Raw genomic sequence first — 25351 nt, 5'->3', positions numbered from 1 at the left:
TTCTTTCAGTCATAGCGCGTTCGCAGGTTTACGACTGCTGCGCAGCCGAGCGGGAGCAAGCTCCCTCGCCACAATGGTTTCCATGGCAGCACAGATGACCACGCCAACCCCCTGCTACCACTGCGCCCTGCCCGTCCCGGCCGGCAGCCGCTTCACCGCTGCGGTCCTCGGTGAAACCCGCGAGTTCTGCTGCCCGGGGTGCCAGGCCGTGGCTGAGGCGATCGTGGCCGGCGGACTGGAAAGCTATTACCAGCACCGCAGCGAGTCATCGGCCAACCCCGAAGCCTTGCCGGTGCAGTTGGTGGATGAGTTGGCGCTCTACGACCGCGCCGATGTGCAGAAGCCTTTCGTGCGCCACGACGGCGAACTCGCCGAAACCACCCTGTTGATGGAAGGCATCAGCTGCGCCGCCTGCGGCTGGCTGATCGAAAAACACCTGCGCGCCTTGCCGGCGGTGGCAGAGGCGCGACTGAACCTGTCCAACCATCGTCTTCACGTGCGCTGGGCCGACGCGCAATTGCCATTGAGTCAGGTGCTCAGCGAACTGCGCCACATCGGCTACGCCGCGCACCCGTACCAAGCCGACCGCGCCAGCGAACAACTGGCCAACGAAAACCGCCTGGCCTTGCGCCAACTGGGCGTCGCCGGGTTGCTGTGGTTCCAGGCGATGATGGCGACCATGGCCACTTGGCCGGAATTCAACATCGATTTGAGTCCCGAGCTGCACACCATCCTGCGCTGGGTCGCACTGTTCCTCACCACGCCGATCGTGTTCTACAGCTGTGCGCCGTTCTTCAAAGGGGCGATGCGCGATTTGCGCACCCGACATCTGACCATGGACGTGTCGGTGTCGCTCGCCATCGGCAGTGCCTACATCGCCGGAATCTGGACCTCGATCACCGGCGTCGGCGAGTTGTATTTCGACGCGGTGGGGATGTTCGCGCTGTTCCTGCTGGCCGGTCGATACCTGGAACGCCGCGCCCGGGAGCGCACCGCCGCCGCCACCGCACAGCTTGTCAACCTGTTACCGGCCTCGTGCCTGCGCCTGAGTGCCGACGGCCAGAGCGAACGAATCCTGCTCAGCGAACTGCGTGTCGGCGATCAGGTGCTGGTGCATCCGGGCGCCATTCTGCCGGCCGACGGCAAGATCCTCGATGGCCAGTCGAGCATCGACGAATCGCTGCTGACCGGCGAATACCTGCCGCAACCGCGCACCCAGGGCGACGCGGTCACCGCCGGCACCCTGAACGTCGAAGGCGCGTTGACCGTGCAAGTGCTGGCGCTGGGTCAGGACACGCGGCTGTCGGCCATCGTCCGCCTGCTGGACCGCGCCCAGGCCGAAAAGCCGCGACTGGCGGAAATCGCTGACCGCGCTGCGCAATGGTTCCTGTTGCTGTCATTGATCGCAGCAGCGGCAATCGGCCTGTTGTGGTGGGAGCTGGATTCGTCGCGAGCCTTCTGGATTGTCCTGGCGATGCTGGTTGCGACGTGCCCGTGCGCCTTGTCGCTGGCCACGCCCACCGCCCTCACGGCCGCCACCGGCACGTTGCACAAACTCGGTTTACTGCTGACCCGTGGCCATGTGCTGGAAGGCCTGAACCAGATCGACACGGTGATTTTCGACAAGACCGGCACGTTGACCGAGGGTCGATTGGCCTTGCGTTCGATCCGCCCGCTCGGCGCGCTCGACAGCGATCAATGCCTGAGTCTCGCCGCTGCCCTGGAAAACCGTTCCGAACACCCGATTGCCCGGGCATTTGGCCGAGCGCCGCTGGCGGCCGAAGAAGTCCTCAGCACGCCGGGGCTTGGTCTCGAGGGCCTGGTCGGCACGCAACGCCTGCGCATCGGCCAGCCGGGTTTTGTCTGCGAACTCAGTGGCGCGGCGACACCGGTCATGCCCGATGAAGCCGGGCAATGGCTGCTGCTCGGCGACAGCCAGGGGCCGCTGGCGTGGTTTGTCCTCGATGACCGTTTGCGTGCCGACGCCCCGGCACTATTGGAAGCCTGCAAGGCCCGTGGCTGGCGCACCTTGCTGCTGTCGGGCGATACCTCACCGATGGTCGCCAGCGTGGCCGCCGAACTGGGCATCGACGAAGCCCGGGGCGGTTTACGTCCGGATGACAAATTGCAGGTCCTGCAACAGTTGCACAAGGAAGGCCGCAAGGTGTTGATGCTCGGTGACGGCGTCAATGACGTGCCAGTGCTGGCCGCAGCCGACATCAGCGTGGCGATGGGTTCAGCCACCGACCTGGCGAAAACCAGCGCCGATGCGGTGTTGCTGTCCAACCGCCTCGATGCGCTGGTGCAGGCCTTCAGCCTCGCGCGGCGCACCCGTCGGGTAATCATCGAGAACCTGCTGTGGGCCGGGCTGTACAATGGCCTCATGTTGCCGTTCGCCGCCCTCGGCTGGATCACACCGGTATGGGCCGCGGTCGGCATGTCCATCAGTTCGTTGACCGTGGTGCTGAACGCCCTGCGCCTGACTCGCCTGCCGAGCGCGCCTGGCGTCCGGCCCACGCCAGAAACCCGCCCGCTGCCGGCCTGAGCCGCGCGGGCATGGAGTCCAGATGCCAGCTCTCTACGTGATGATCCCGGCCGCGCTGCTGATCGTGGCCATCGCTATCTATATCTTCTTCTGGGCGGTCGACAGCGGTCAGTACGATGACCTCGACGGCCCGGCCCACAGCATTCTGTTCGACGACCAGGACCCGAACCACCAAGCCGCAGTCGACGAAGCCAGCGGCCATCCGGCCAAACCGGACGACAAGGCGCCTCCGCATGCTTGAGTTGGCGCCACTGCTGGTGTCTGCGGTGATTCTCGGCCTGCTCGGCGGTGGGCATTGCCTGGGCATGTGCGGCGGCTTGATGGGCGCGCTCACCCTGGCGATTCCCAAGGAACAGCGCAGCCGCCGTTTTCGCCTGCTGCTGGCTTACAACCTGGGGCGAATTCTCAGCTATGCAACGGCCGGTCTTTTGATCGGCCTGGCGGGTTGGGCAGTGGCCAACAGCCCGGCCGCCATGTTCATGCGCGTGATCGCCGGATTGTTGCTGATCGCCATGGGGCTGTACCTCGCCGGCTGGTGGAGCGGCCTGACCCGCATCGAGAGCCTTGGCCGCGGCCTGTGGCGGCATATCCAGCCGGTTGCCAACAAACTGCTGCCGGTGTCGAGCCTGCCCCGCGCCTTATTGCTGGGCGCGCTGTGGGGCTGGTTGCCGTGCGGGTTGGTTTACAGCACGTTGCTGTGGGCGGCGAGCCAGGGCAATGCGCTGGACAGTGCGCTGCTGATGCTCGCGTTCGGGCTCGGCACCTGGCCGGTGCTGCTGGCCACGGGGTTGGCGGCTGAGCGGGTCACGGCGTTGTTGCGCAAGCGCAGTGTGCGAATGACCGGTGGGTTGCTGGTGATCCTGTTTGGCATCTGGACTTTGCCGGGGCCGCATCAGCATTGGCTCATGGGGCATTAGATCGGTGGTGCGGCCTTCGCGGGCAAGCCTCGCTCCTACATTGAAATGCATTCCCCTGCTCGCGAAGAGGCCCTGACTGGCCACACATATCCTGACCGTTGATGCAAATCAAGATGCCCCGGCGTCGCCCCCCATAGACTTGCGAACACTGCCAGCCTATCCGGGGGAATGCCCGCATGATGCTCGACGCCATTCGTTGGGATACCGATCTGATCCGCCGTTACGACCTGGCGGGGCCGCGCTACACCTCTTACCCCACTGCCGTGCAATTCGACGGGCAGGTCGGCACGTTTGACCTGTTCCACGCCCTGCGCGACAGCCGTAAGGCCCAGCGCCCATTGTCGCTGTACGTGCATGTGCCGTTCTGCGCGAACATTTGTTACTACTGCGCGTGCAACAAAGTCATCACCAAGGACCGAGGCCGCGCCCTGCCCTATTTGCAGCGTCTTGAGCAGGAAATCCAGCTGATCGCCTGCCACCTCGACCCGGCACAAAAAGTCGAACAACTGCACTTTGGCGGCGGCACCCCGACCTTTCTCAGCCACGACGAACTGCGCCAGTTGATGGCTCAATTACGCAAGCACTTCAACCTGCTGGACGACGATTCCGGCGACTACGGCATCGAGATCGACCCTCGCGAAGCCGACTGGTCGACCATGGGACTGCTGCGTGAACTGGGTTTCAACCGGGTCAGCATTGGCCTGCAAGACCTCGACCCGGCGGTGCAACGGGCGGTCAATCGCCTGCAAAGCCTGGAAGAAACCCGCGCCGTGATCGACGCCGCCCGGACCCTGCAATTCCGCTCGATCAACATCGACCTGATCTACGGCTTGCCGAAGCAAACCCCGGAAAACTTCGCGCGCACGGTCGACGAAGTCATTGCGCTGCAACCGGATCGGCTTTCGGTGTTCAACTACGCGCACCTGCCGGAACGCTTCATGCCGCAGCGGCGAATCAACAGCAACGAGTTGCCGACACCGGCGCAGAAGCTGGAAATGCTGCAGCGCACCATCGAACAACTGACCGCTGCCGGTTACCGCTACATCGGCATGGACCACTTCGCCTTGCCCGACGATGAGCTGGCGATTGCCCAAGAAGAATCGACCCTGCAGCGTAACTTTCAGGGCTACACCACTCACGGTCATTGCGACCTGATCGGGCTGGGGGTCTCGGCCATCAGTCAGATCGGCGACCTCTACTGCCAGAACAACAGCGATTTGAACCAGTACCAGAACACCTTGGCCACCGCGCAACTGGCAACCAGCCGGGGCCTGATATGCAATGCTGATGACCGTGTGCGACGGGCGGTAATTCAGCAGTTGATCTGCACGTTCAATCTGGAGTTCGCGCAGATCGAACAGGCCTTCAACATCGATTTTCGCGGTTACTTCGGTGACCTGTGGCCTCAGCTACAGACCATGGCCGAGGACGGCTTGATCAGCCTCGATAATGAGCGGATCAGCGTACTGCCCGCCGGTCGCTTGCTGGTGCGCTCGGTGTGCATGGTGTTCGATGCCTATTTGCAACAGCACAATCACCAGCGATTTTCGCGAGTGATTTAGTCATCCGTTCACTTGTCGGTTAACAAAATGCTGGCTTTATGACCCTGCGGCAAAATCGCCGCGTGCCTGAATGTCCTCCCGTGAGTTACCCTTACGGCTTATGTGTGTTTTCCCACAAGGATTGAAGAAATGTCCGAGCCAGTAAAACTGCGCGCTAACGGCCAGGCCCATTGCAAGGATTGCAGCCTGGCCCCCCTCTGCTTGCCACTTTCTCTGAATCTGGAAGACATGGAAGCGTTGGACGAGATCGTCAAACGGGGTCGCCCGTTGAAAAAAGGCGAGTTCCTGTTCCGCCAAGGCGATACTTTCGATTCCGTTTATGCCGTGCGCTCCGGCGCCCTCAAGACCTTCAGCCTCAGCGATGGCGGTGAAGAACAGCTCACCGGCTTCCACTTGCCGAGCGAACTGGTTGGCCTGTCGGGCATGGACACTGAAAAGCACCCGGTTTCGGCGCAAGCCCTGGAAACCACGTCGGTGTGCGAAATCCCCTTCGAACGCCTCGACGAACTGGCCCTGCAACTGCCACAACTGCGCCGTCAGTTGATGCGGGTGATGAGCCGCGAGATTCGCGACGATCAGCAAATGATGTTGCTGCTGTCGAAAAAAACCGCCGACGAGCGCATCGCCACGTTCCTGGTCAACCTCTCGGCACGTTTCCGCGCCCGGGGCTTCTCGGCCAACCAGTTCCGCCTGAGCATGTCGCGTAACGAAATCGGCAATTACCTGGGCCTGGCGGTGGAAACCGTGTCCCGGGTGTTCACACGCTTCCAGCAAAACGAACTGATCGCCGCCGAGGGCAAGGAAATCCACATCCTCGACCCGATCCAGCTCTGCGCCCTGGCCGGTGGCTCGCTCGAAGGCTGACGGAGATAATTGCGGCTGAGCGAAACGGTTCAGCCGCCGTTATACTGCGACGTTTGCAGCCTGCCAGGACACCTCGACGATGCTCATCGAATCCTTCGACATCAAATCCCTGATCCGCCCCGTGATCGACTTCCCCAAGCCGGGCGTGATCTTTCGTGACATCACCCCGTTGTTCCAGTCGCCTACGGCCCTGCGCCTGGTGATGGACAGCTTTGCCCACCGTTATGTCGAGGCGGACTTCACGCACATCGGTGCGATGGATGCGCGCGGCTTCCTGATCGGCTCGGTCCTGGCCTATCAGCTGAACAAGCCGTTGGTGCTGTTCCGCAAGCAAGGCAAACTGCCGGCCGACGTGTTGGCTGAAGGTTATGCGACCGAATACGGCGAAGCCTTTCTCGAAGTGCACGCCGACAGCTTGTGCGAAGGCGACTCGGTGGTGATGTTTGATGATTTGATCGCCACCGGCGGTACGCTGATTGCGGCGGCGAACCTGATTCGGCGCATGGGCGCGCGGATTCATGAAGCGGCGGCAATCATTGACCTGCCGGAGCTGGGTGGGTCGCAGCGGCTGCAAGAGCAGGGAATTCCTACGTTTTGCCTGACGCAGTTTGCGTTGAGCGAGAAGTAAGGCGGCGCCTTCACTGACGCCTTCGCGGGCAAGCCTCGCTCCTACATTGGATTTGCGGCGTTCACAAGTCCCCTGTGGGAGCGAGCCTGCTCGCGATGGCGTCAGCCGCTACATCGCCGATTAAAGCTCCATCTGCTTGCTGATGATCTCGTTCATCACTTCCCGCGTCCCGCCGCCGATCGACAGAATCCGGTTATCCCGATACAGCCGCTCCACCAGGCTCTCGCGCATATACCCCAAACCGCCCAAAATCTGCACCGCATCCGTGGTAATTCGGTCTGCCGTGTCGGTCGCGAAGTTCTTGGCCATGGAAATCTCCTTGATCACGCTCTGCCCCGCTGCCATCTTCGCCGCCTGACGGTAAGTGAACTCGCGCGACACCTCCAACGCCGTGGCCATTTCCGCAAGGCGATGCTTGAGTACCTGGAACTTGCCGATGGGTTTGCCAAAGGCTTCGCGCTGACGCGCCCATTTCAGGCTTTCCTCCAGCGCCAGCTGCGCCGTCATGTTGGCCATCAGCGCCAAGGCCAGGCGTTCGCTCTGGAAGTTGCCCATGATGCAGGCGAAGCCCATGTTCTCGGCGCCAATCAGATTTCCCACAGGCACCCGGCAATCATCGAAGAACAATTCGGCCGTGTCCGACGCCCACCAGCCCATCTTCTTCAACTGCCGGCCGACGGTGAAACCGGGTGTACCTTTTTCGATCAGCAGCAGACTGATGCCAGCAAAACCCGGCTCACCGGTGCGCACCGCCACGGTGTAGAAATCCGCGCGCACACCACTGGTGATAAAGGTCTTGCTGCCGCTGACCCGGTAAAAGTCGCCGTCACGCACAGCGCGGGTTTGCAGGTTGGCCACATCGGAGCCGCCGCTGGGCTCGGTGACCGCCAGCGCGCTGATCTTCTCGCCGGCCAGCACTTGCGGCACCACACGATCACGAATTTCGGGGCGGGCCCACTTGAGAATCGGCGGCAGTCCGATGTCCAGCGAACCGAGGCCGGCCACCAGACCACCGGAGCCACAACGCATCAACTCTTCGCTGGCGGCGACCTTGGCAAACAGATCGCCTTCGTGACTGCCGCCCAGGGAGTCGGGATAGCCGATCCCGAGGATGCCCGCCGCACCGGCCTTGAGATAGAGTTCGCGGGGAAAGCTCTCCGCTTCTTCCCACTGATCAATGTCGGGAAGGATCTCGCGCTCGACGAAACGTCTGACGCTGTCGCGGACCAATTGGTGGCTGGGATCGAAGTATTCCTGAAAGGCAGGCATCGGCGAACTCCACTGAAGGTTCAGCGAAGTTAACCGAGCGCTTGCTTGGTTTTCAACAGGATTGTTGTGAATCTGATGGACCGAGGCGCTTGGCTTGCTGGCGATGGCGTCGGTTCATACGCTACAAAGCGATCGGCTTACGCCCGGCAAACGAATGCGCCAACGTCCCGCCATCCACCAGCTCCAGCTCACCCCCCAACGGCACGCCGTGGGCAATACGCGAAGCGACCAGGCCTTTGTTACTCAACAACTGCGCGATGTAATGCGCCGTCGCCTCACCTTCCACGGTCGGGTTGGTGGCCAGGATGACTTCAGTAAAGGAGCCCGCCTCTTCAATCCGCGCCAACAGCTGCGGAATGCCAATGGCCTCCGGCCCCAGGCCGTCGAGCGGCGAGAGATGGCCCTTGAGCACAAAGTAGCGACCCCGGAACCCGGTCTGCTCCACGGCGTAGACGTCCATCGGACCCTCCACCACGCAGAGCAAGGTGTCGTCCCGGCGCGTATCGGCACATTGCGGGCACAGGTCGTCTTCGGTCAGCGTGCGGCATAACCGGCAATGGCCCACCCCTTCCATGGCCTGGCTCAGTGCCGACGCCAGTCGCGAACCACCGCTGCGATCACGCTCAAGCAGTTGCAGCGCCATGCGCTGAGCGGTTTTCTGACCGACACCCGGCAAAATGCGCAGGGCGTCGATCAGTTGGCGAATCAAAGGGCTGAAGCTCATGGGGAAACGTCCGACAAAACAACGAGACGCGGTTTATACCCGCGCCTCTGATTAGCGTCAATTATTCAGTCCTGGGCAACCCGCACCACCAGTTTGCCGAAGTTGCGTCCTTCCAGCAGACCGATGAAGGCCTCAGGCGCATTCTCAAGGCCATCGACCACGTCTTCGCGGAACTTGACCTTGCCATCGCGCACCCACGGCGCCATGGCACTGACGAACTCCGGCTGGCGATCACCGTAGTCGTCGAACACGATAAAGCCCTGAATGCGCACGCGCTTGGTCAGTAAGGTGCGTTGCAATTGCGGCAGGCGATCCGGGCCGGTCGGCGCTTCGTGGGCGTTGTAGGAAGCGATGAGGCCGCACAATGGAACCCGCGCCTTGGCATTGAGCAACGGCACCACCGCGTCGAACACCTTGCCACCGACGTTCTCGTAGTAAATATCGATACCCTCGGGGCACGCCTGGGCCAGTTCATCGGCGAAGTTCGGGCTCTTGTGGTCAACGCAAGCGTCGAACCCCAATTCCTCCACCACGTAGCGGCATTTTTCCGCACCGCCCGCCACGCCCACGACGCGCAGGCCTTTGATCTTCGCCACCTGGCCGACCACCGAACCCACCGCGCCCGAGGCGGCCGCGACCACCAGGGTTTCGCCGGCCTTGGGCTGACCGATGTCCATCAGGCCCATGTACGCAGTCATGCCCGGCATGCCCAGCACTCCCAGGGCCATGGACGGGGACGGCAAACCGCTTGGCACCGGAATGATGTTGCGACCGTCGCTGATGCTGTGGCTCTGCCAACCGGTGGCGCCCACCACCAGATCGCCTTCGTGGAATTTTGGATTCAGCGAGCGCTCGACGCGGCTGACAGCGCCTCCGGTCATGACCTCGCCGATTTCCACCGGTGCGGCGTAGGAAGGCGCGTCACTCATGCGGCCGCGCATGTAGGGGTCCAGCGAGAGGTATTGAGTCTTGAGCAGGACCTGGCCATCGGCAAGTTCCGGCAGTGCTTCCCGTTCCAGGCGGAAATTCTCCGGTGTCGGCGCGCCTACGGGGCGGGACGCCAGGACGATACGTTGGTTGAGGGTCAATGCGTCTGGCATGTGAGCGTCTCCTGTGATCGATGAATTTCGGCGGTATAGGGAGCAGACCGTTGTGGAGGTGTGGCGTTCGATGTTTCGTCCGTTGGACCGAGGTGACTTCTTCGCGGCACCTGCAAGGTCAGCGATGCTTCTGTAGGAGCGAGGCTTGCCCGCGAAGGCTGCCTCACAGGCACCACGTTTCCAACGGGCAGAAACAAAAATGCCAGGCGCGATGCCTGGCATTTTTTTGTAGCTCATCCGACGCGCTTTGGCGAATCAGAACGGCAGTTTCATACCCGGTGGCAGTTGCATGCCAGCGGTCATGCTGCCCATTTTGTCCTGGCTGTTGGCTTCGATCTTGCGCACGGCGTCGTTGACGGCGGCGGCGAACACGGCTTCGAGCATCTCTTTGTCGTCTTCACTCAGGCCTTCAACCAGGCTCGGGTCGATGGTCACGCGCTTGACGTCGTGACGACCGGTCATCACCACGGTGACCATATCGCCGCCGGCTTTACCGGTGACTTCAGCGTTAGCCAGTTCTTCCTGCATCTTGGCCATTTTTTCCTGCATCTGCTGTGCCTGCTTCATCAGGCCGGCCATGCCACCTTTCATCATGGGAATCACCTCAAAAGTACTTGGATTTAAACAGCGCCCGGCCCTTGGGGCCAAACGCCTTCAGTTATTAGCCCTGACTGACCAGGGCTTCGACAGGTTCAATAGTATCGTTGCGAACCACCGCACCGAACTGCTGCATCATTTGCTGGATGAACGGATCACCGTGAATCGACTCCTCGGCCTCGCGCTGACGATTCGCACGACGACGGGAAGCGGCCTGGGCCGGGGTTTCCTGCTCCGGCTTGATCAGCTCCATGCTCAGGGTCAGCGTGCGCCCGTGAAACTGGTTCAACGCATCGTTGAGACGCCGTTGCTGGGTGGCGTTGAACAAGGCGCTGTGGGCCGGGTCCAGATGCATCAGCCAGTGGTCACCATCGACGGCGATCAGCGTGCAGTTGGCGGCGATGCTGCCGGTCATGCCAGAGATCGGCAGTTTCGGGAACAGCTCCAGCCATTGCAGGGCCAGGCCGGTGGCGGGCATGGCGGCCGGCTCAGGCTCGGGTTCCGGTGCTGGCTCGGCAGCATGTTCACTGGCCAGTTCATCGAGGTAGCTGTAGGCCGAATCCATGTCCGGCTCGATGTAGTCTTCGTCCAGCGGCGGCTCGTCATCCAGGTCCACGCCCGGGGTGGCGGCATCGACGTCGGCCACCGACGGTTCCGGGATCGGCGCTGCGGCCCACTCCGGCGCGTCCGGCACCACGCTGTCCGGCGTCGGCAACGGCATGGGCGGCAGATCAGGTTGTTCGCTGGCGGTTTCCAGGACCGGCTCGACGGCGGGTTGCTGGACGGGTTCCGGCTCGACCGGGTCATTCCACGGCAAGTCGACTGCCGCCTCGACCGCGACCGGCTCAACCACAGGCTCGGCCACCACAACGGGCGCCACCGGCTCAGGCGCTGGGGCAGGAATCGCCGCCGCGACGGGCTCAGGCGCTGGCGCAACGGGTGCAACTGCCGCAGCGACTACCGGTGCCACCACCGGCGCGGCAGCCACTGAATTTGCGGAATCAACTGTGGCCTGGCTGATCCCCACTGGCTTTAGCGGTTGCCTCGGGGCGTCCGCGGTGTCCGCCGGTCGGAATGCGAGCATTCGCAGCAGGACCATTTCGAAGCCACCACGAGGGTCCGGCGCCAGCGGCAAGTCGCGGCGGCCGATCAGACCCATCTGGTAATAGAACTGCACATCTTCGGCCGGCAAGGCCTGGGCCAGTGCCAGCACCCGATCGCGGTCGCCATGACCGTTGTCGACGCCTTCAGGCAACGCCTGGGCGATGGCGACACGGTGCAGAACGTTGAGAATTTCCGAGAGCACGCCATTCCAGTCCGGGCCTTGTTCCGCCAGATGGCGGACACCTTCGAGCAAGGCCTTGGCGTCGCCTTCGATCAGCGCATGCAGAACGTCGTAGACCTGACCATGATCGAGCGTGCCCAGCATCGCCCGCACGTCGGCAGCCATGACCTTGCCTTCACCGAAGGCGATGGCCTGGTCGGTCAGACTCATGGCGTCACGCATCGAGCCGTCGGCGGCGCGGCCCAGCAGCCACAGTGCGTCGTCTTCGAACGGCACGTTCTCGACGCCCAGGACGTGGGTCAAATGCTCGACCACACGCTCCGGGGTCATGTTCTTGAGGGAGAACTGCAGGCACCGCGACAGAATGGTTGCAGGAAGTTTCTGCGGGTCGGTCGTCGCCAGGATGAACTTGACGTAGGGCGGCGGCTCTTCAAGGGTTTTCAACAGCGCATTGAAGGAATGGCTGGAGAGCATGTGCACTTCGTCGATCAGATAGACCTTGAAGCGGCCACGGCTCGGCGCGTATTGCACGTTATCGAGCAACTCGCGGGTGTCCTCGACCTTGGTCCGGCTCGCGGCGTCGATCTCGATCAGGTCGACAAAACGCCCCTCATCGATTTCGCGGCACACCGAACACTCGCCGCACGGCGTCGAAGTGATACCTGTTTCACAGTTCAGGCATTTGGCGATGATCCGTGCGATCGTGGTCTTGCCGACCCCGCGCGTACCGGTGAACAGGTAGGCGTGGTGCAGCCGCTGGCTGTCCAAGGCATTGATCAGAGCCTTGAGCACATGGGTCTGGCCGACCATTTCGCGGAACGAGCGCGGACGCCATTTACGTGCAAGAACCTGATAACTCATCGAAAACCGTCGCAACGAAGGAACAGAAGCGGCTAATGCTAGCGGAGCAAGGCCAAAATTGCATCCGGTGCGCTCGTCTAATCTGGCTAAGATGCACTTTGGGGGGCTTTTATCGGCTCAGGTTTGCGACGTACCGGAGCGTTTATGCGTTTTGCCTTGGGGGCACTGCTGTGGATAAGTCTGAGCGTCGCCGCCGCCGAAGCGCCGCTGCGTTTTGTGGTGCCCGACAGTTGGGCGATGCCGATGGTGCAACTGGAACGCGGACAAGTGACCCAGGGCATCCTGTATGACGTGATGCTCAGCCTGGCGACCCAGGTCGGCGTGCCGGCCGAATTTCATGTGTTGCCCCGGGCGCGGGTGCAAAGCGCCATGGAACACGGCGAGGTCGATATCCGCTGCTATGCCGCGCAGTCCTGGCTGCCGAATCAGTCCGGCGACTACCTCTGGAGCATTCCCCTCTGGTTTCAGCGCGACATGCTGATCAGCCGGCAGGATCCGCTGCCTTTGGTGGTGCCTGCGAACTTGTCGCGGCAAGCCATCGGTACCGTGCTCGGCTACTCCTATCCCACCTTGCAACCGCTGTTCAATGCCGACCGTTTGCACCGCGAAGACGCGCGCAACCAGGAACAAGTGCTGGAAAAACTCCACGCCGGGCGCTATCGCTATGCCGTGAGCAATCAATGGGCACTGGACTGGTTCAATCAGCGCCTGTTACCCGACAAGCAACTCAAAGGCGTGGCGGTGCTGGAGGAACAGAGCGTCGGCTGCTACGTGCGCAACGACCCCAAGGTGCCGGTGCAACGCATACTGCGCACGTTGCTGCGGATGAAAATGTCGGGGGAGATTGATGACATTATCCGGCTTTATATCGGTTCGGGGCCTGGCACACTTTAAGCAAATCCTCTGATCAACACGAAACCTATGGGAGCGAGCCTGCTCGCGATAGCGGTTTGCCATTCAACACTGATGGCGACTGCCAGATTGCTATCGCGAGCAGGCTCGCTCCTACAGGGGATAAGTGTCGATTACAGAACTTCAGCCAACCTGATCCAGCGCTTGCCATTGCGGCGGCGCGACGAACCCCGCGACCCAACCAGGCACGTCGGCGGGCGGCATTGGCCGGGCGATGAAATAGCCTTGAGCCACTTCACACCCCAGTCGCAACAGCAACTCACCGTGCTCGATACTTTGCAGTCCTTCAGCAATCACCTGCCGGCCAAACGCCCGGGCCAGACCGATCACCGCCGTGGCCAGCGCCAGATCATCGCGATCGTCCAGAATGTCACGCACAAACGACTTATCGATCTTGATGGTTTGGGTGCGCAATCGCTTGAGGTAGCTCAGCGACGAATAGCCAGTGCCGAAGTCGCCCAGTGAAAACTGCACCCCCAGCGCCTGACAGGCCTGCAAACAGTCGCTCACGTGCTGGATGTTCTCGACCGCCACCGACTCGACGATTTCCAGGTCGAGCATCTGCGGCGCAATGTCGGCATGCCGGGCGAGGACGTGCCTGAGCCGGTCGACGAAATCCGCGCGCTGAAAATGCCGTGCCGCGATATTAATGCTGATCGGCCAGCCCTGCCCCGCCTGCTGCCAGTGGTGCAACTGCGTCAGCACCTGATCCATCACCCATTCACCGATGTCGACGATCAGGTCCGTCTCTTCCACAAACGGCAAAAACTCCCGGGCCGGCACCATGCCGTTTTGCGGGTGCTCCCAGCGCAACAGCGCCTCGAAGCCGACCACCACGCCAAGGCGCATGTTGACCTTGGGCTGGAAATGCAGACGCAACTCATCGGCGGCCAGCGCCTGGCGCACGCGCTCGACCGTCTGGTGAGTGGCCTTGACCTCCTGATCCCTGGACACGTCGAACAGATGGAATCGGTTGCGCCCGCGCTGCTTGGCCACGTACATGGCTTGATCGGCGTGACGCAGCAGGGTTTCGGCATCTTCATGGTCGAGTGGGAACAGCGTAACGCCGATGCTGGCGAACACATTGATGTCCTTGCCGTGCAAGGTATACGGCGCCGAAATCGCCCCCAGCACCCGGTTCAGCGCCGCGCGCAACTCCGGCAGATCCCGCACGTAACGCAACACCAGCACGAACTCGTCGCCGGCCAACCGCGCCACGACATCTTCGCCGCGCACGATGTGGCGCAAACGCTTGGCCACTTCAACCAATAATTGATCGCCACTGGCGTGACCGTAGCCGTCGTTGACCGCCTTGAACCCGTCAAGGTCGAGCATGCACACGGCGAGCGGGATGTTTTCCTTTCGGGAGAACTCCAGCGCCTGATCCAGCAGATCCGAGAGGAACGCGCGATTGGGCAGCCCGGTCAGCACGTCGTGCCCGACCCGCCATTGCAGGGAATGCAACAACTGGCGTTTTTCGCTGATGTCGAAACGAATCGACAGGTATCGGTCGACCCGTCCGGTGTCGTCATTGAGCACGGGCACCATGGTGCTTTCGACCCAGTACAGGCTGCCATCCTTGGCGCGATTGCAGATTTCGCCCTTCCAGACGTTGCCCAGCGCGATGGTGCGCCACATACCGGCGAAGAAATCAGCGGTGTGCACGCCGGAGTTGAGGAGACGGTGGTTCTGCCCGAGCAACTCGTCGCGGCTATAACCGGACACGGCGCAGAACTGATCATTGACGTGGGTGATCCGGCCGCTCAGGTCCGTCTCGGAAAAAATGGCGGCGGCATCCACGGCCCTGCGGTATTTCTCATCCATGAATCAGGCTCGCTGTCGCTAGCGGTGGGACTGCGCAAACACGTGTTCACTCCATGACCCGCATTTGATGACCGCGCAGAACCGAAGATCGGCTAGTCTCAAAAACCTCGTGCAAGGCCGGCAAAGGAGCGCAATGCTGGCGGTTTGGCGTTGCCCATTTTCTGGAAACAGATCACCAATCACCCCTTATTGGCGGCGATTCTACGAAACGCATCACATTTTGCAAAGCAAGGTGATGGATCATGCGGTTGTCTAATGCGAAAATCTATCGTTAAGTTCTTGATTCTAAATGGGAATTGAGCGATGCAAATTTCAAGTTTGGGTCCGGCCATCCGACGCTACCGCAAGGTCGCGGGGCTTACTCAGGCTGAACTCGGCGAAAAAACCGGTTTTGACCCCAAAACCATCAGCCGCTTTGAAACCGGAACCTATACCCCCAGCGTCGAAGCCTTGTTCTTGCTTGCCGACGTGCTGGACGTAAAGCTGAAAGCCTTTTTCGCCGATATGGGTGATGAAGATGAACAGCGGGCGTATCTGTTCGGTGTCATCCATAAAGCCACCCCGAAGGATCTGGGAAAGCTGATCGCAGCGGTTGACCAGGCCTTGTCCAAGCCTTAGTGGCGGAAATGAAAAAGGAGGCCGACGTGTCTGATACGACACATCGGCCTCCTTTTTTATATTCATTCTAAAAATCAGGAACGACAAAAAACCGCCTGGATCAAGGGCCATGGCAGCAACACACACTAAGTATTTTCAGACAGAAAACGCGAGAGAGGGCTCGCGGTGCGTTATGGAGGCAACCCCACCAGCCACACCCCGGCACACAATGTTCCCGCTGTGGCTGCTTCCTTCCGGATCTGACCAGGTTCACGGGTAATCGTTGCGGGGGGACCGATGGGGTCACCATAACGACGCTCACCTGACGGCGAGCCGCGCCATTGTACCTATCTGGGACGAAGTTACAACCGTTCGGGGGGATTAAAAAATATGTGCTGGTTCAAGGACATGCAAAGTCTGCAGAACACCGTAGTCATGTAGCAGCTGCCGAGCTTGCGAGGCTGCTGCAAGTGAATGCAGGCGGCTACAGGTCTTGCAACACCTCATCCGCCCTGCCGCCCTCCTGCTGGATCACCAGATGGATGAAGTGCAGTTTGGCGATAACCGCTGGTGGCAGGACGAACGGATAGAAATCCGGCTGACCCATGCTGCGCGACAGTTCATTGAGCATGCCGGCCAGTTCGATCCATGCGTTGACGAACGACAGGAACGCCGCGCCGCCGGGATGCTGTGGATCGTAGAGCGTGTCGAGCGGGAATGGCTGGTAGTCGAAATCCATCTCGCGCGCGCTCATGCCAAACCCCAGCGCCGTGTCCACCGCGTCCATCATGTGCAGGTAATGCGCCCAGGTTTCCGCCCAGTCTTCCCATGGATGCATGGTGGCGTAGGCGCTGACACATTGCTGCTGCCAGTCGAGCGGTGCGCCTTGCTGATAATGGCGTTCGAGGGCGTCGGCGTAGCTGAGACGCTCGTCGCCGAACAGGTTGCGGAACGGTTCCAGCCAATGACTGTTGGCGATCAGCCGGTCCCAGTAGTAATGCCCGACTTCATGACGAAAATGCCCGAGCAGCGTGCGATAAGGCTCGTGCATTTGCACCCGGACCTTTTCGCGGTGGGCGTCATCGGCTTCCTTGATATCGAGGGTGATCAGGCCATTGGCGTGCCCCGTGGTCGGCGGTTTGCCTTCCAGGTCAACACCGATGAAATCGAAGGCGAGACCGGTCTGTTCGTCGACGCTTTTGGGAATCACCTGCAATCCCAGGCTGATCAACTGCGCGACCAGACGCCGCTTGGCGGTTTCGACCTGACGCCAGCGTTCGTGGTTTTCGGCAATTGAGAGGTCAGGGATGGTGCGATTCAGGCTACAGGCGATGCACAGCGCATCATGGTCATTGGCGGCCAGCAGCCAATTACACGCAGCCGGGGAATCGAGGTTGGCGCAGCGCCGGAACAGGCCGGCTTCGGGGTCGGCGTCAAGCAACCAGGTATCCGCCAGCACACCCGGCTGCAGCGAGGACAGGCGACTCTGCTCCGGCTGATAGCCCAAGGCTGCCGAACAGGCCAGGCACTGGCTGTTGCGAAAGAAAAGCGACTGCCCGCAGCGGCACTGCCAGACCTTGCTGTTGCGCGAACTTCCACCCATGAAGGGCGCGGCGATGCGTGAGCTGAGCTGTTCGAAGAAGCGGTACATGGCGATCTCTCCCTGGGGCTTGCCAAGACTAGATCATTCCCCAGCGAGGATCGTTCCGTTTTCTGTGGCGAGGGAGCTTGCTCCCGCTGGGCTGCGAAGCGGTCCCCGAAGTCTTGGCGACTGCTGCGCAGTCGAACGGGAGCAAGCTCCCTCGCCACAGGTTGAGTGTCAGATCGGTATACCGTGTTTTTTCAGGAAATCGACAAACGCCTCTTCATCTAGCACTTTCAGTCCCAATTCATTGGCCTTGGCCAACTTCGAACCGGCACCCGGCCCGGCCACCACGCAATGGGTCTTGGCCGACACCGAACCGGCCACCTTGGCCCCGAGGCTTTCGAGTTTGTCTTTGGCAATATCACGGCTCATCAATTCCAGCGAACCGGTCAGCACCCAGGTCTGCCCAGCCAGCGGCAGGCCTTCGACGACTTTTTTCTCGCTCTGCCAATGCATGCCGAAATCACGCAACTGCTGTTCAGCCGCCTCAGCTATCTGACGGTTTTCAGCAACCGCGAAAAACGCTCGAACCGAATTCGCCTGCTTCTCCGGCAGGGCCTGGCGCATGTCCAGCCAATCGGCGTTCATGACCGACTCCAGCGAACCAAACTTGTCCGCCAGCTTCTGCGCCCCGCCCGGCCCGACCGACGGAATGTTCAGCTTGTCGAGGAAACCGCCCAGCGTCGTGCTGGCGGCAAATTCGGCCCCCAGCTCGCCCTGATCCTGAATCTGCAGGCCGTGCTCGAGCAACTTCGCAATAACCTGCTGGTTATGCGCATCTTCAAAGAAGCTGTGAATCTCGTGAGCCACTTCCAGGCCGACATCCGGCAAGTACGTGAGCACTTGCGGCAACGCCTGCTGAACCCGCTCCAGCGAGCCGAGAGAGCGCGCCAGGACCTTGGCCGTCTCTTCGCCGACGTCAGGAATCCCGAGGGCATAGATGAACCGTGCCAGGCTCGGTGTCTTGCTGTCCTTGATCGCGGCGAGCAGTTTATTGCTCGACAGCTCGGCAAAGCCTTCGAGATCGACAATGTCCTCGAACTTCAAGGCATACAGATCGGCGGGAGAACTCACCAGCCCCTCATCGACCAATTGCTCGACGCTCTTGTCGCCCAGGCCTTCAATGTCCATCGCACGACGGGAGACGAAGTGAATGATCGCCTGCTTGAGTTGCGCACCGCAGGCCAGACGACCGACACAGCGGTAAACCGCCCCTTCGCTGACGGTCTCGCGACCCTTGCTGCGCTTGACCAGTTGCGTGCGCTCGACATGCGAGCCGCACACCGGGCACTGCTGCGGAATCTGTACCGGACGCGCGTCGTCCGGGCGGCGATCCATGATCACTTGCACCACTTGCGGAATCACGTCGCCCGCGCGGCGGATGATCACGGTGTCGCCGATCATCAGGCCCAGGCGAGCCACTTCGTCCATGTTGTGCAACGTCGCATTGGCCACGGTGACACCGGCGACCTTGACCGGCCTCAAGCGCGCCACGGGCGTCACGGCACCGGTGCGGCCGACCTGGAATTCGACGTCGAGCAGTTCGGTGAGCTCTTCCATGGCCGGGAATTTGTGGGCAATTGCCCAACGCGGTTCGCGCGCGCGAAAACCGAGCTCACGCTGGGACGCGATGCTGTTGACCTTGAACACCACGCCATCGATTTCATAGGCCAGGCCGTTGCGGCGCTCACCGATGTCGCGGTAGTAATCCAGGCATTCATCAATGCCGTGCGCCAGTTTCAGCTCGCGACTGATCGGCAGGCCCCAGGTCTGCAGCTGCTTGAGATTACCGATGTGCGTATCGGCGATATCCGCCGAAATCTGGCCGATACCGTAGCAGCAGAACTCCAGCGGACGGTTGGCGGTGATCTTCGAATCCAGCTGCCGCAAGCTGCCCGCCGCCGCGTTGCGCGGGTTGGCGAAGGTCTTGCCGCCGACCTCCAGCTGCGTGGCGTTCAGGCGCTCGAAACCGGCCTTGGACATGAACACTTCGCCACGCACTTCCAGGGTCGCCGGCCAGCCGGTTCCCTGTAGTTTCAGCGGGATGTTGCGCACGGTGCGCACGTTGACGCTGATGTCTTCGCCGGTGGTGCCGTCGCCGCGCGTCGCACCGCGCACCAACACGCCGTCCTGATAAAGCAGGCTGACCGCCAGGCCATCGAGCTTGGGTTCGCAGCTGTATTCCACCGCCGCGCCGCCGCCAAACAGGTCGCCGGCCGGCAAGTCGAGACCTTCCGTTACCCGGCGATCGAACTCGCGCATGTCGCTTTCTTCGAAGGCGTTGCCGAGGCTGAGCATCGGCACTTCGTGGCGTACCTGGGTGAACGCCGACAGCGCCGCGCTGCCGACGCGCTGGGTCGGCGAGTCGCTGGTGACCAGCTCGGGATGGGCGGCTTCAAGGGCCTTGAGTTCATGGAACAAACGATCGTATTCGACGTCCGGAACGCTCGGCTCGTCCAGCACGTGGTAACGGTAGTTGTGCTGATCCAGCTCAGCGCGCAGCTCGAGAATGCGGGTTTTGGCGGCGGTCATGGGTGTTCTCTCATAAAGCAAAAGAGCAGCCGAGGCTGCTCAATCTATTTTGCTGATCGTCCCGCGCACGGCGCGGGGACAACCTTTTGAATCAACGCTTCTGAGTCAGGGCGCGACGTTCGAATTCGACGATGCGCTGACGGTAATGCTCGATCGTCTGGGCGGTCAGCACGCTGCGCTGGTCGTCTTTCAGTTCGCCGTTCAGCTCCTGGGACAATTTGCGCGCCGCCGCCACCATCACGTCGAAGGCTTGCTTCGGATGACGCGGGCCTGGCAGGCCGAGGAAGAAGCTCACCGCCGGCGTGCTGAAGTGGTCGATGTCGTCCAGATCGAAGACGCCCGGCTTGACCGCATTGGCCATGGAGAACAACACCTCACCGTTGCCGGCCATGCTCTCGTGACGGTGGAAAATATCCATTTCGCCGAAACGCAGACCGCTCTCCAGAATGTTCTGCAACAGCGCCGGGCCCTTGAAGCCGGCAGCGTCACGGCAGATCACGCTGATCACCAGCACTTCTTCGGCTTGCGGTTGTTCCTTGTCGCTGACCGACGGCGAGGACTTGGTGTCATCCGGGAAGTCGTCGTCACGGCTGCTGAAGCTCGGGCCGCCGTCCAGGTCCAGGCTGAGGTTCATGTCGCCCTGGGAAGGCTCGGCATGGCCACGCTTGCCGCGCTTGGAACCCGATTCACGCGGTTCACGGGCAGGCATGCTCACCGACGGCAGATCATGCTCGTCCAGTTGCGGTTCCTTATGCGTGTCCAGCACGCGGGGCGGGCCCAACAGCTCGGCGCTGGTGTCCTCGTCCGGCAGGTTGGACAAACTTCGGTCAAGACGGAATTTCAGTTTTCCCTTGCCGCCGCGCATGCGACGCCAGCCATCGAAAAGAATACCGGCAATGACAATAATGCCGATGACGATCAGCCACTCGCGCAGACCGATTTCCATGTAATCCCGTGCCTCTATAAAAAATGCTGAAAAATAAGGGGTTTACAACTCGTAAACCGCTTTAAAACGTGGCGCCAACTCTATGTTCTGACAGGCGTTTTGCCCACGTATACGAAAAATTGACATTAAACTAGCACGACCAAAGGCAACTTTACACCGTCTGTCACAATGGCTCGCGCGAATATGTCGATTGGCCAGCAAGTCAAGACAGGTAAAAAAGTCCTACAGACCAAAAATACTTGCCCTACAAGCACCGGCTCAGGCCTCCACCATCGCCATCGCCTCCTCGACATCCACTGCCACCAGACGCGAACAACCCGGTTCGTGCATCGTTACCCCCATCAGTTGATCGGCCATTTCCATGGCGATCTTGTTGTGGGTGATGTAGATGAACTGAACCGTCTGCGACATCTCTTTGACCAACCGTGCGTAGCGTCCAACGTTCGCGTCGTCCAGCGGCGCGTCAACTTCATCGAGCATGCAGAACGGTGCCGGATTCAACTTGAAGATCGCAAAAACCAGGGCCAATGCGGTCAGGGCTTTTTCGCCACCGGAGAGCAAATGGATGGTGCTGTTCTTCTTTCCTGGCGGCTGCGCCATGATCGTTACCCCTGTATCGAGTAGATCTTCGCCCGTCAGTTCCAAATACGCGCGCCCTCCACCGAAAACTTTTGGGAAAAGGGCCTGTAATCCGCCATTGATCTGATCAAAGGTATCTTTGAAGCGGTTTCGGGTTTCCTTGTCGATCTTGCGAATCACGTTTTCCAGAGTGTCCAGCGCTTCCACCAGATCGTCGTTCTGCGCATCCAGATAACGTTTACGCTCGGATTGTTGCTGGTATTCGTCGATGGCCGCCAGGTTGATCGCACCGAGGCGCTGAATGCGCGCGGCAATGCGTTCGAGTTCTTCTTCAGCGTCTTTCTCGCTGGCCTCGGCGGTCAGCGTGGCGAGCACGCCATGCAGGTCGTAGCCATCCTCAAGCAACTGATCTTCGAGGGTCTTGCGTCGCACAGTCAGGGCTTGCCATTCCATGCGCTGGGTTTCCATCTGACCACGGATCAACTGCGATTGCTGCTCGGCCTGGTTGCGTCGTTTTTCCGCATCACGCAATTCACGGTCAGCGTCTTCCAGAGCGATCTGAGCCGACTTCATTTCTTCGTCGACCGTCATGCGCTTATCGAGCAACTCTTCGAGTTTCAGGCGCAGCTCTTCCAGCGGTGCCTCGCCCTCCTCCAGATTGAGGCTCAGCTGTTCGCGTTTCTCGGTCAGGCGCTCGGACTGCATCTCCAGGCGTTCCAGCGCCTGACGCGTCGAGTCATGTTGCGCCTTGAGCGAGCCGAGGCGTACCGCCAACTGATGGGCGTGATCCTTGTGTTGCCGGGCTTCCTGACGCACGCGATCGAGTCGCTCGCGCAGGCTGTCGCGCTGGGCCAGCAGCAACTCGCGCTGCTCGGTGTCCAGCGCCATGGCGTCGAGGGCTTCCTGCAATTGCAGGCGCGCTTCGCCGATGTTTTCGTGCTCCAGTGCCCGTTGCTCAGCCAGCTCGGTGAGTTCTTCATCAAGGCGGGTTCGACGCAACGTCAGCTGCTCAACCTTGGCCTTGCCGGCCGACAACTGAGCTTTCAATTCGCCTTGCTGACGCGCTTCGTCTTGCAGCAAACGGCGCAAATGTTCGCGACCGTTTTCCTGCTGGCGCTGCTGCGCCCTGAGCGTCTGAAGTTGGGTTTCCAGGGTTTCGACCGTGGCCTCGCGCTCTTCGCGCTCGATGCTCAGACGCTGGATTTCCTGACCACGGGCGAGCACGCCGCTTTCCGCTTCGCTGGCCCGGCGAACACGTAGAAAGTGTCGGCCAACCCAATAGCCGTCGCGACTGATCAAGCTCTGGCCGACACTCAGCTGACTGCGCAGGGCCAACGCTTGCTCAAGATTCTCAACCGGTTTGACCTGTCCCAGCCAGGGCGACAGATCGATCTGCGCTTCAACCTTGTCAAGCAGGCTGCCCGGTACGCGCACGCCATCACTGGCCGGGCTGAGCAAACGCAGATCGCCTTGGGCAAAACCGGCCAGATCGAAATCGCCGAAGTCGTCCACCAGCACCGCTTGCAGGTCGGCACCGAGCACGGTTTCCACCGCCAGCTCCCAACCCGCCTCGACTTTCAGTCCTTCGGCTAGACGCGGGCGGTCCGCCAGGTGCTGTTCGCGCAGCCATTGCGCGGTGCCGGTGCCCGGATCGAGCGCGGCTTGCTGCAAGGCTTCAAGGGACGCAAGGCGACCGTTGAGGCGCTGCAAATCACCCTGAGCCTGCTGCTGATTTTGCAGCGCTAATTGCAATTCCTGACGCAGTTGCTCAAGGCGTTCGACCTGGGCCTCTTCGCTGGCCTGTAAATCTTCAAGCGTCGCCTCGCTCGCGGCCAGTTGCTCACTGAGCTCCATGATCGCCGCATCTTCCGGGTCCGCCGAGAGCAATGCGCGCTCTTCGCCAAGTCGCTTCTGGCGATCGGCCAGACGCTCCATGCTAGTTTCGAGTTGCTGAATGCGTGACTGCTGGACCTCGGACTGGCGACGCGGCTCGGCGGCCGTGAGGTTGAAGGTGTCCCACTGCTCCTGCCAGCCGTGCATGGTGGTTTCGGATTCTTCCAGCGCAGCGGCGGCTTCTTCGGCGGCGGCGCTGGTGACTTCCTGCTCCGGCGTGAGCATGTCCAGCTCTTCACCCAGGGTCAGCAGCAAGGTGCGGTCGTGGCCGAGGTGAGATTCGGTTTCCAGTCGCGCGCGCTCGGCTTCTTTAAGATCATCCTGCAACTGTCGCAAACGCTGCTGACCGTGCTGGATGCTCTGCTCGACCCGGGCGATGTCGCCGCCGACCGAATAGAAGCGTCCCTGCACCAGATTGAAGCGCTCGGACAGATCATGGTGCCCGTCACGCAAGCGCTCGATGGCCGCATCGGCGTTGCGCTGTTCAGCGACCAACGCTTCGAACGTGACTTCCTGATTGCCAATGACTGCTTCGCGCTGCCCGACCTGTTCGTTCAAAGCCTGCCAGCGCAGGGCCGACAGCTGGGCCTTGAGCTGACGCTCCTCGCCTTTGTATTCCTGATACTTCTTGGCGGCCTCGGCCTGGCGATGCAAACGCTCAAGCTGACGCTCGAGTTCTTCACGCAAATCGGTCAGGCGGGCCAGGTTTTCATGGGTGCGACGGATACGGTTTTCGGTCTCGCGCCGACGCTCCTTGTACTTGGAGATGCCCGCCGCTTCTTCGATGAAGTTGCGCAGGTCTTCGGGCTTGGACTCGATCAGCTTGGAGATCATCCCCTGCTCGATGATCGAATAGCTGCGAGGGCCCAGGCCTGTGCCCAGAAAGATGTCGGTGATATCACGACGACGGCATTTGGTGCCGTTGAGGTAGTAGGTGGTCTGGCTGTCGCGGGTCACTTTGCGGCGAATGGAAATTTCCGCATAGGCGGCGTATTCGCCAAGCAGCGTGCCGTCGGAGTTATCGAACACCAGCTCGATACTCGCCTGACTCACGGGCTTACGGCTGGTCGAACCGTTGAAGATGACGTCGGTCATCGACTCGCCACGGAGGTTCTTCGCCGAACTTTCGCCCATCACCCAGCGAACGGCGTCGATGATGTTCGACTTGCCGCAGCCATTGGGCCCTACCACGGCCGCCATGTTGCTGGGGAAGTTCACGGTGGTCGGATCGACGAAGGATTTGAACCCGGCCAGTTTTATGCACTTGAGCCGCACGCTTAAGCGTCCGTCAGGGCAGAAACCACCAGATCGCAACTGCGCTGGGCATAGGCCGTCAGCACTTCGCGGATCAGCGGAAAGTCACGGGCCAGCACGGCGGCCAGCAAACGTTCGAACAACTCCAGGAACTCGCTCATCGACGCCTTGCGCTGGTCCAGGGCGAGGAAGTACGCACGGCTCATCGCCGGTTGCAGGTTCTCGACGGTTTCCTGCAAGTACGGATTGTTGGCAAACGGGTACGCGGCGCGCATCACATTGAAGCTGTCGTCGACGAAGGTGCGGATGTCCTGACGCTCATAGCTGGCGGCGAGGCGCTGCTGGATCTGCACGAACGGCGCCATGTCAGACTGGACCTGCCAGCCTTTGGCCACGGCGTTGCCGAGCAAGATGTACAGCTCGCTCATCAGCGTGCACAGGCTCTGCACCTTGTGTGCGGTGAGTTCGGTAACGTGGGCACCGCGGCGCGGCAGGATCGCGATCAGGTGGCGGCGCTCGAGGATCAGCAAGGCTTCGCGGACCGAACCGCGGCTGACATTGAGGGCCAGCGTGACCTTCTGTTCCTGGATGCGCTCCCCGGGCTTCATTTCGCCACGAATGATGCGTTCGGCGAGGTGGTGAGCAATTTGCTCGGCGAGGCTGTCCGGCGCCTTGAACGTCATGGTTGTCCTTCAAACTCTTCGATCTGCACAAGCGGCGCAGTGTAGCGCACATGAAGGGTCATGGCGGAGTGCCCACTCAGCGGTTTTTGGCACGAATCAAGCAAAAAGCAGGCTAACCCGCGAGGGTCAATAAT

At 61.2% G+C, this 25351-nt stretch carries 19 protein-coding genes and 1 other RNA gene; 8 read left to right on the top strand and 12 right to left on the bottom strand.

The annotated features are described in order from the left end of the window. Positions 1 to 94: 94 nt before the first annotated feature. From AC1ROI_RS12140 to AC1ROI_RS12115, 6 genes are all read left to right on the top strand, one after another. Positions 95 to 2545, top strand: coding sequence for a heavy metal translocating P-type ATPase (locus tag AC1ROI_RS12140; protein ID WP_102594705.1), 2451 nt, complete (start codon positions 95 to 97; stop codon positions 2543 to 2545). A gap of 22 nt (positions 2546 to 2567) precedes the next feature. Further along, positions 2568 to 2786 (top strand): cbb3-type cytochrome oxidase assembly protein CcoS, encoded by a 219-nt coding sequence (gene ccoS / locus AC1ROI_RS12135; RefSeq protein WP_042932684.1) that lies wholly within the window; start codon positions 2568 to 2570, stop codon positions 2784 to 2786. Beyond that, a complete protein-coding gene (locus tag AC1ROI_RS12130) occupies positions 2779 to 3462 on the top strand; it encodes a sulfite exporter TauE/SafE family protein (protein WP_042932683.1) in 684 nt (227 codons plus the stop codon). Before ccoS ends, AC1ROI_RS12130 begins: the two co-directional genes overlap by 8 nt. Before the next feature lie 179 nt (positions 3463 to 3641). Beyond that, entirely contained in the window at positions 3642 to 5024 is a 1383-nt protein-coding gene (gene hemN, locus AC1ROI_RS12125) for an oxygen-independent coproporphyrinogen III oxidase (RefSeq protein WP_010456429.1), read from the top strand. A gap of 129 nt (positions 5025 to 5153) precedes the next feature. Further along, positions 5154 to 5888, top strand: a complete 735-nt coding sequence (gene fnr, locus AC1ROI_RS12120; protein ID WP_010456431.1) for a fumarate/nitrate reduction transcriptional regulator Fnr — start codon at positions 5154 to 5156, stop codon at positions 5886 to 5888. Positions 5889 to 5967: 79 nt separating this feature from the next. Next, positions 5968 to 6516, top strand: a complete 549-nt coding sequence (locus AC1ROI_RS12115) for an adenine phosphoribosyltransferase (RefSeq protein WP_102594706.1) — start codon at positions 5968 to 5970, stop codon at positions 6514 to 6516. A 120-nt stretch (positions 6517 to 6636) separates the two neighbouring features. On the opposite strand, the gene AC1ROI_RS12110 is transcribed toward AC1ROI_RS12115, so the two are convergent. The 5 genes from AC1ROI_RS12110 to dnaX all read right to left on the bottom strand — a co-directional run bounded on the left by AC1ROI_RS12110 (position 6637) and on the right by dnaX (position 12352). Then, entirely contained in the window at positions 6637 to 7785 is a 1149-nt protein-coding gene (locus AC1ROI_RS12110) for an acyl-CoA dehydrogenase family protein (RefSeq protein WP_102594707.1), read from the bottom strand. Between the two features lie 121 nt (positions 7786 to 7906). Further along, positions 7907 to 8509 (bottom strand): recombination mediator RecR, encoded by a 603-nt coding sequence (recR, locus tag AC1ROI_RS12105; RefSeq protein ID WP_010456436.1) that lies wholly within the window; start codon positions 8507 to 8509, stop codon positions 7907 to 7909. 65 nt (positions 8510 to 8574) lie between these two features. After that, positions 8575 to 9609, bottom strand: coding sequence for an NADPH-dependent curcumin/dihydrocurcumin reductase (curA, locus tag AC1ROI_RS12100; protein ID WP_102594708.1), 1035 nt, complete (start codon positions 9607 to 9609; stop codon positions 8575 to 8577). Positions 9610 to 9864: 255 nt separating this feature from the next. Further along, positions 9865 to 10203 (bottom strand): YbaB/EbfC family nucleoid-associated protein, encoded by a 339-nt coding sequence (locus AC1ROI_RS12095; protein WP_007933349.1) that lies wholly within the window; start codon positions 10201 to 10203, stop codon positions 9865 to 9867. Positions 10204 to 10270: 67 nt separating this feature from the next. Continuing rightward, positions 10271 to 12352 carry a DNA polymerase III subunit gamma/tau gene (gene dnaX, locus AC1ROI_RS12090; protein ID WP_077748209.1) on the bottom strand — a complete coding sequence of 694 codons (2082 nt, stop codon included), beginning with the start codon at positions 12350 to 12352 and terminating at the stop codon, positions 10271 to 10273. Positions 12353 to 12496: 144 nt separating this feature from the next. Between dnaX and AC1ROI_RS12085 the strand changes: the two genes are divergently transcribed. Then, entirely contained in the window at positions 12497 to 13246 is a 750-nt protein-coding gene (locus AC1ROI_RS12085) for a substrate-binding periplasmic protein (protein WP_102594709.1), read from the top strand. Positions 13247 to 13387: 141 nt separating this feature from the next. On the opposite strand, the gene AC1ROI_RS12080 is transcribed toward AC1ROI_RS12085, so the two are convergent. Continuing rightward, complete coding sequence (locus AC1ROI_RS12080; RefSeq protein ID WP_083376170.1) at positions 13388 to 15088, bottom strand: putative bifunctional diguanylate cyclase/phosphodiesterase; 1701 nt, start codon at positions 15086 to 15088, stop codon at positions 13388 to 13390. Positions 15089 to 15391: 303 nt separating this feature from the next. Here AC1ROI_RS12080 and AC1ROI_RS12075 point away from each other — a divergent pair, with 303 nt between their 5' ends. Then, positions 15392 to 15706, top strand: coding sequence for a helix-turn-helix domain-containing protein (locus tag AC1ROI_RS12075; RefSeq protein WP_010456454.1), 315 nt, complete (start codon positions 15392 to 15394; stop codon positions 15704 to 15706). A 182-nt stretch (positions 15707 to 15888) separates the two neighbouring features. Here the strand turns inward: AC1ROI_RS12075 and ffs are convergent. From ffs to AC1ROI_RS12045, 6 genes are all read right to left on the bottom strand, one after another. Next, positions 15889 to 15985: signal recognition particle sRNA small type (ffs, locus tag AC1ROI_RS12070), an RNA gene on the bottom strand. A 184-nt stretch (positions 15986 to 16169) separates the two neighbouring features. Continuing rightward, positions 16170 to 17336: a zinc-binding metallopeptidase family protein gene (locus AC1ROI_RS12065; protein ID WP_077748206.1), complete on the bottom strand. Its 1167-nt coding sequence runs from the start codon at positions 17334 to 17336 to the stop codon at positions 16170 to 16172. Positions 17337 to 17504: 168 nt separating this feature from the next. Next, entirely contained in the window at positions 17505 to 19862 is a 2358-nt protein-coding gene (ligA, locus tag AC1ROI_RS12060) for an NAD-dependent DNA ligase LigA (RefSeq protein ID WP_102594710.1), read from the bottom strand. A gap of 91 nt (positions 19863 to 19953) precedes the next feature. Next, positions 19954 to 20808, bottom strand: coding sequence for a cell division protein ZipA (gene zipA / locus AC1ROI_RS12055; protein ID WP_102594711.1), 855 nt, complete (start codon positions 20806 to 20808; stop codon positions 19954 to 19956). A 258-nt stretch (positions 20809 to 21066) separates the two neighbouring features. Further along, the gene (gene smc / locus AC1ROI_RS12050) at positions 21067 to 24555 is read right to left on the bottom strand and encodes a chromosome segregation protein SMC (protein ID WP_102594712.1); all 3489 of its coding nucleotides are present in this window, start codon (positions 24553 to 24555) and stop codon (positions 21067 to 21069) included. Positions 24556 to 24557: 2 nt separating this feature from the next. Next, positions 24558 to 25217, bottom strand: a complete 660-nt coding sequence (locus AC1ROI_RS12045) for a GntR family transcriptional regulator (RefSeq protein ID WP_010456464.1) — start codon at positions 25215 to 25217, stop codon at positions 24558 to 24560. Positions 25218 to 25351 lie beyond the last annotated feature (134 nt).

The sequence above is a fragment of the Pseudomonas sp. GW823-FHT02C02 genome, from assembly GCF_058797635.1.
Note: the sequence above shows the minus strand (reverse complement) of the source record. Positions and strands in the feature narration are given on the sequence as shown.

Bases quoted from the DNA above. Each gene is read 5' to 3' on its own strand.
- AC1ROI_RS12140 (WP_102594705.1), top strand. From the start codon at position 95: ATGACCACGCCAACCCCCTGCTACCACTGCGCCCTGCCCGTCCCGGCC.
- ccoS (WP_042932684.1), top strand. From the start codon at position 2,568: ATGCCAGCTCTCTACGTGATGATCCCGGCCGCGCTGCTGATCGTGGCC.
- AC1ROI_RS12130 (WP_042932683.1), top strand. From the start codon at position 2,779: ATGCTTGAGTTGGCGCCACTGCTGGTGTCTGCGGTGATTCTCGGCCTG.
- hemN (WP_010456429.1), top strand. From the start codon at position 3,642: ATGCTCGACGCCATTCGTTGGGATACCGATCTGATCCGCCGTTACGAC.
- fnr (WP_010456431.1), top strand. From the start codon at position 5,154: ATGTCCGAGCCAGTAAAACTGCGCGCTAACGGCCAGGCCCATTGCAAG.
- AC1ROI_RS12115 (WP_102594706.1), top strand. From the start codon at position 5,968: ATGCTCATCGAATCCTTCGACATCAAATCCCTGATCCGCCCCGTGATC.
- AC1ROI_RS12110 (WP_102594707.1), bottom strand. From the start codon at position 7,785: ATGCCTGCCTTTCAGGAATACTTCGATCCCAGCCACCAATTGGTCCGC.
- recR (WP_010456436.1), bottom strand. From the start codon at position 8,509: ATGAGCTTCAGCCCTTTGATTCGCCAACTGATCGACGCCCTGCGCATT.
- curA (WP_102594708.1), bottom strand. From the start codon at position 9,609: ATGCCAGACGCATTGACCCTCAACCAACGTATCGTCCTGGCGTCCCGC.
- AC1ROI_RS12095 (WP_007933349.1), bottom strand. From the start codon at position 10,203: ATGATGAAAGGTGGCATGGCCGGCCTGATGAAGCAGGCACAGCAGATG.
- dnaX (WP_077748209.1), bottom strand. From the start codon at position 12,352: ATGAGTTATCAGGTTCTTGCACGTAAATGGCGTCCGCGCTCGTTCCGC.
- AC1ROI_RS12085 (WP_102594709.1), top strand. From the start codon at position 12,497: ATGCGTTTTGCCTTGGGGGCACTGCTGTGGATAAGTCTGAGCGTCGCC.
- AC1ROI_RS12080 (WP_083376170.1), bottom strand. From the start codon at position 15,088: ATGGATGAGAAATACCGCAGGGCCGTGGATGCCGCCGCCATTTTTTCC.
- AC1ROI_RS12075 (WP_010456454.1), top strand. From the start codon at position 15,392: ATGCAAATTTCAAGTTTGGGTCCGGCCATCCGACGCTACCGCAAGGTC.
- AC1ROI_RS12065 (WP_077748206.1), bottom strand. From the start codon at position 17,336: ATGTACCGCTTCTTCGAACAGCTCAGCTCACGCATCGCCGCGCCCTTC.
- ligA (WP_102594710.1), bottom strand. From the start codon at position 19,862: ATGACCGCCGCCAAAACCCGCATTCTCGAGCTGCGCGCTGAGCTGGAT.
- zipA (WP_102594711.1), bottom strand. From the start codon at position 20,808: ATGGAAATCGGTCTGCGCGAGTGGCTGATCGTCATCGGCATTATTGTC.
- AC1ROI_RS12045 (WP_010456464.1), bottom strand. From the start codon at position 25,217: ATGACGTTCAAGGCGCCGGACAGCCTCGCCGAGCAAATTGCTCACCAC.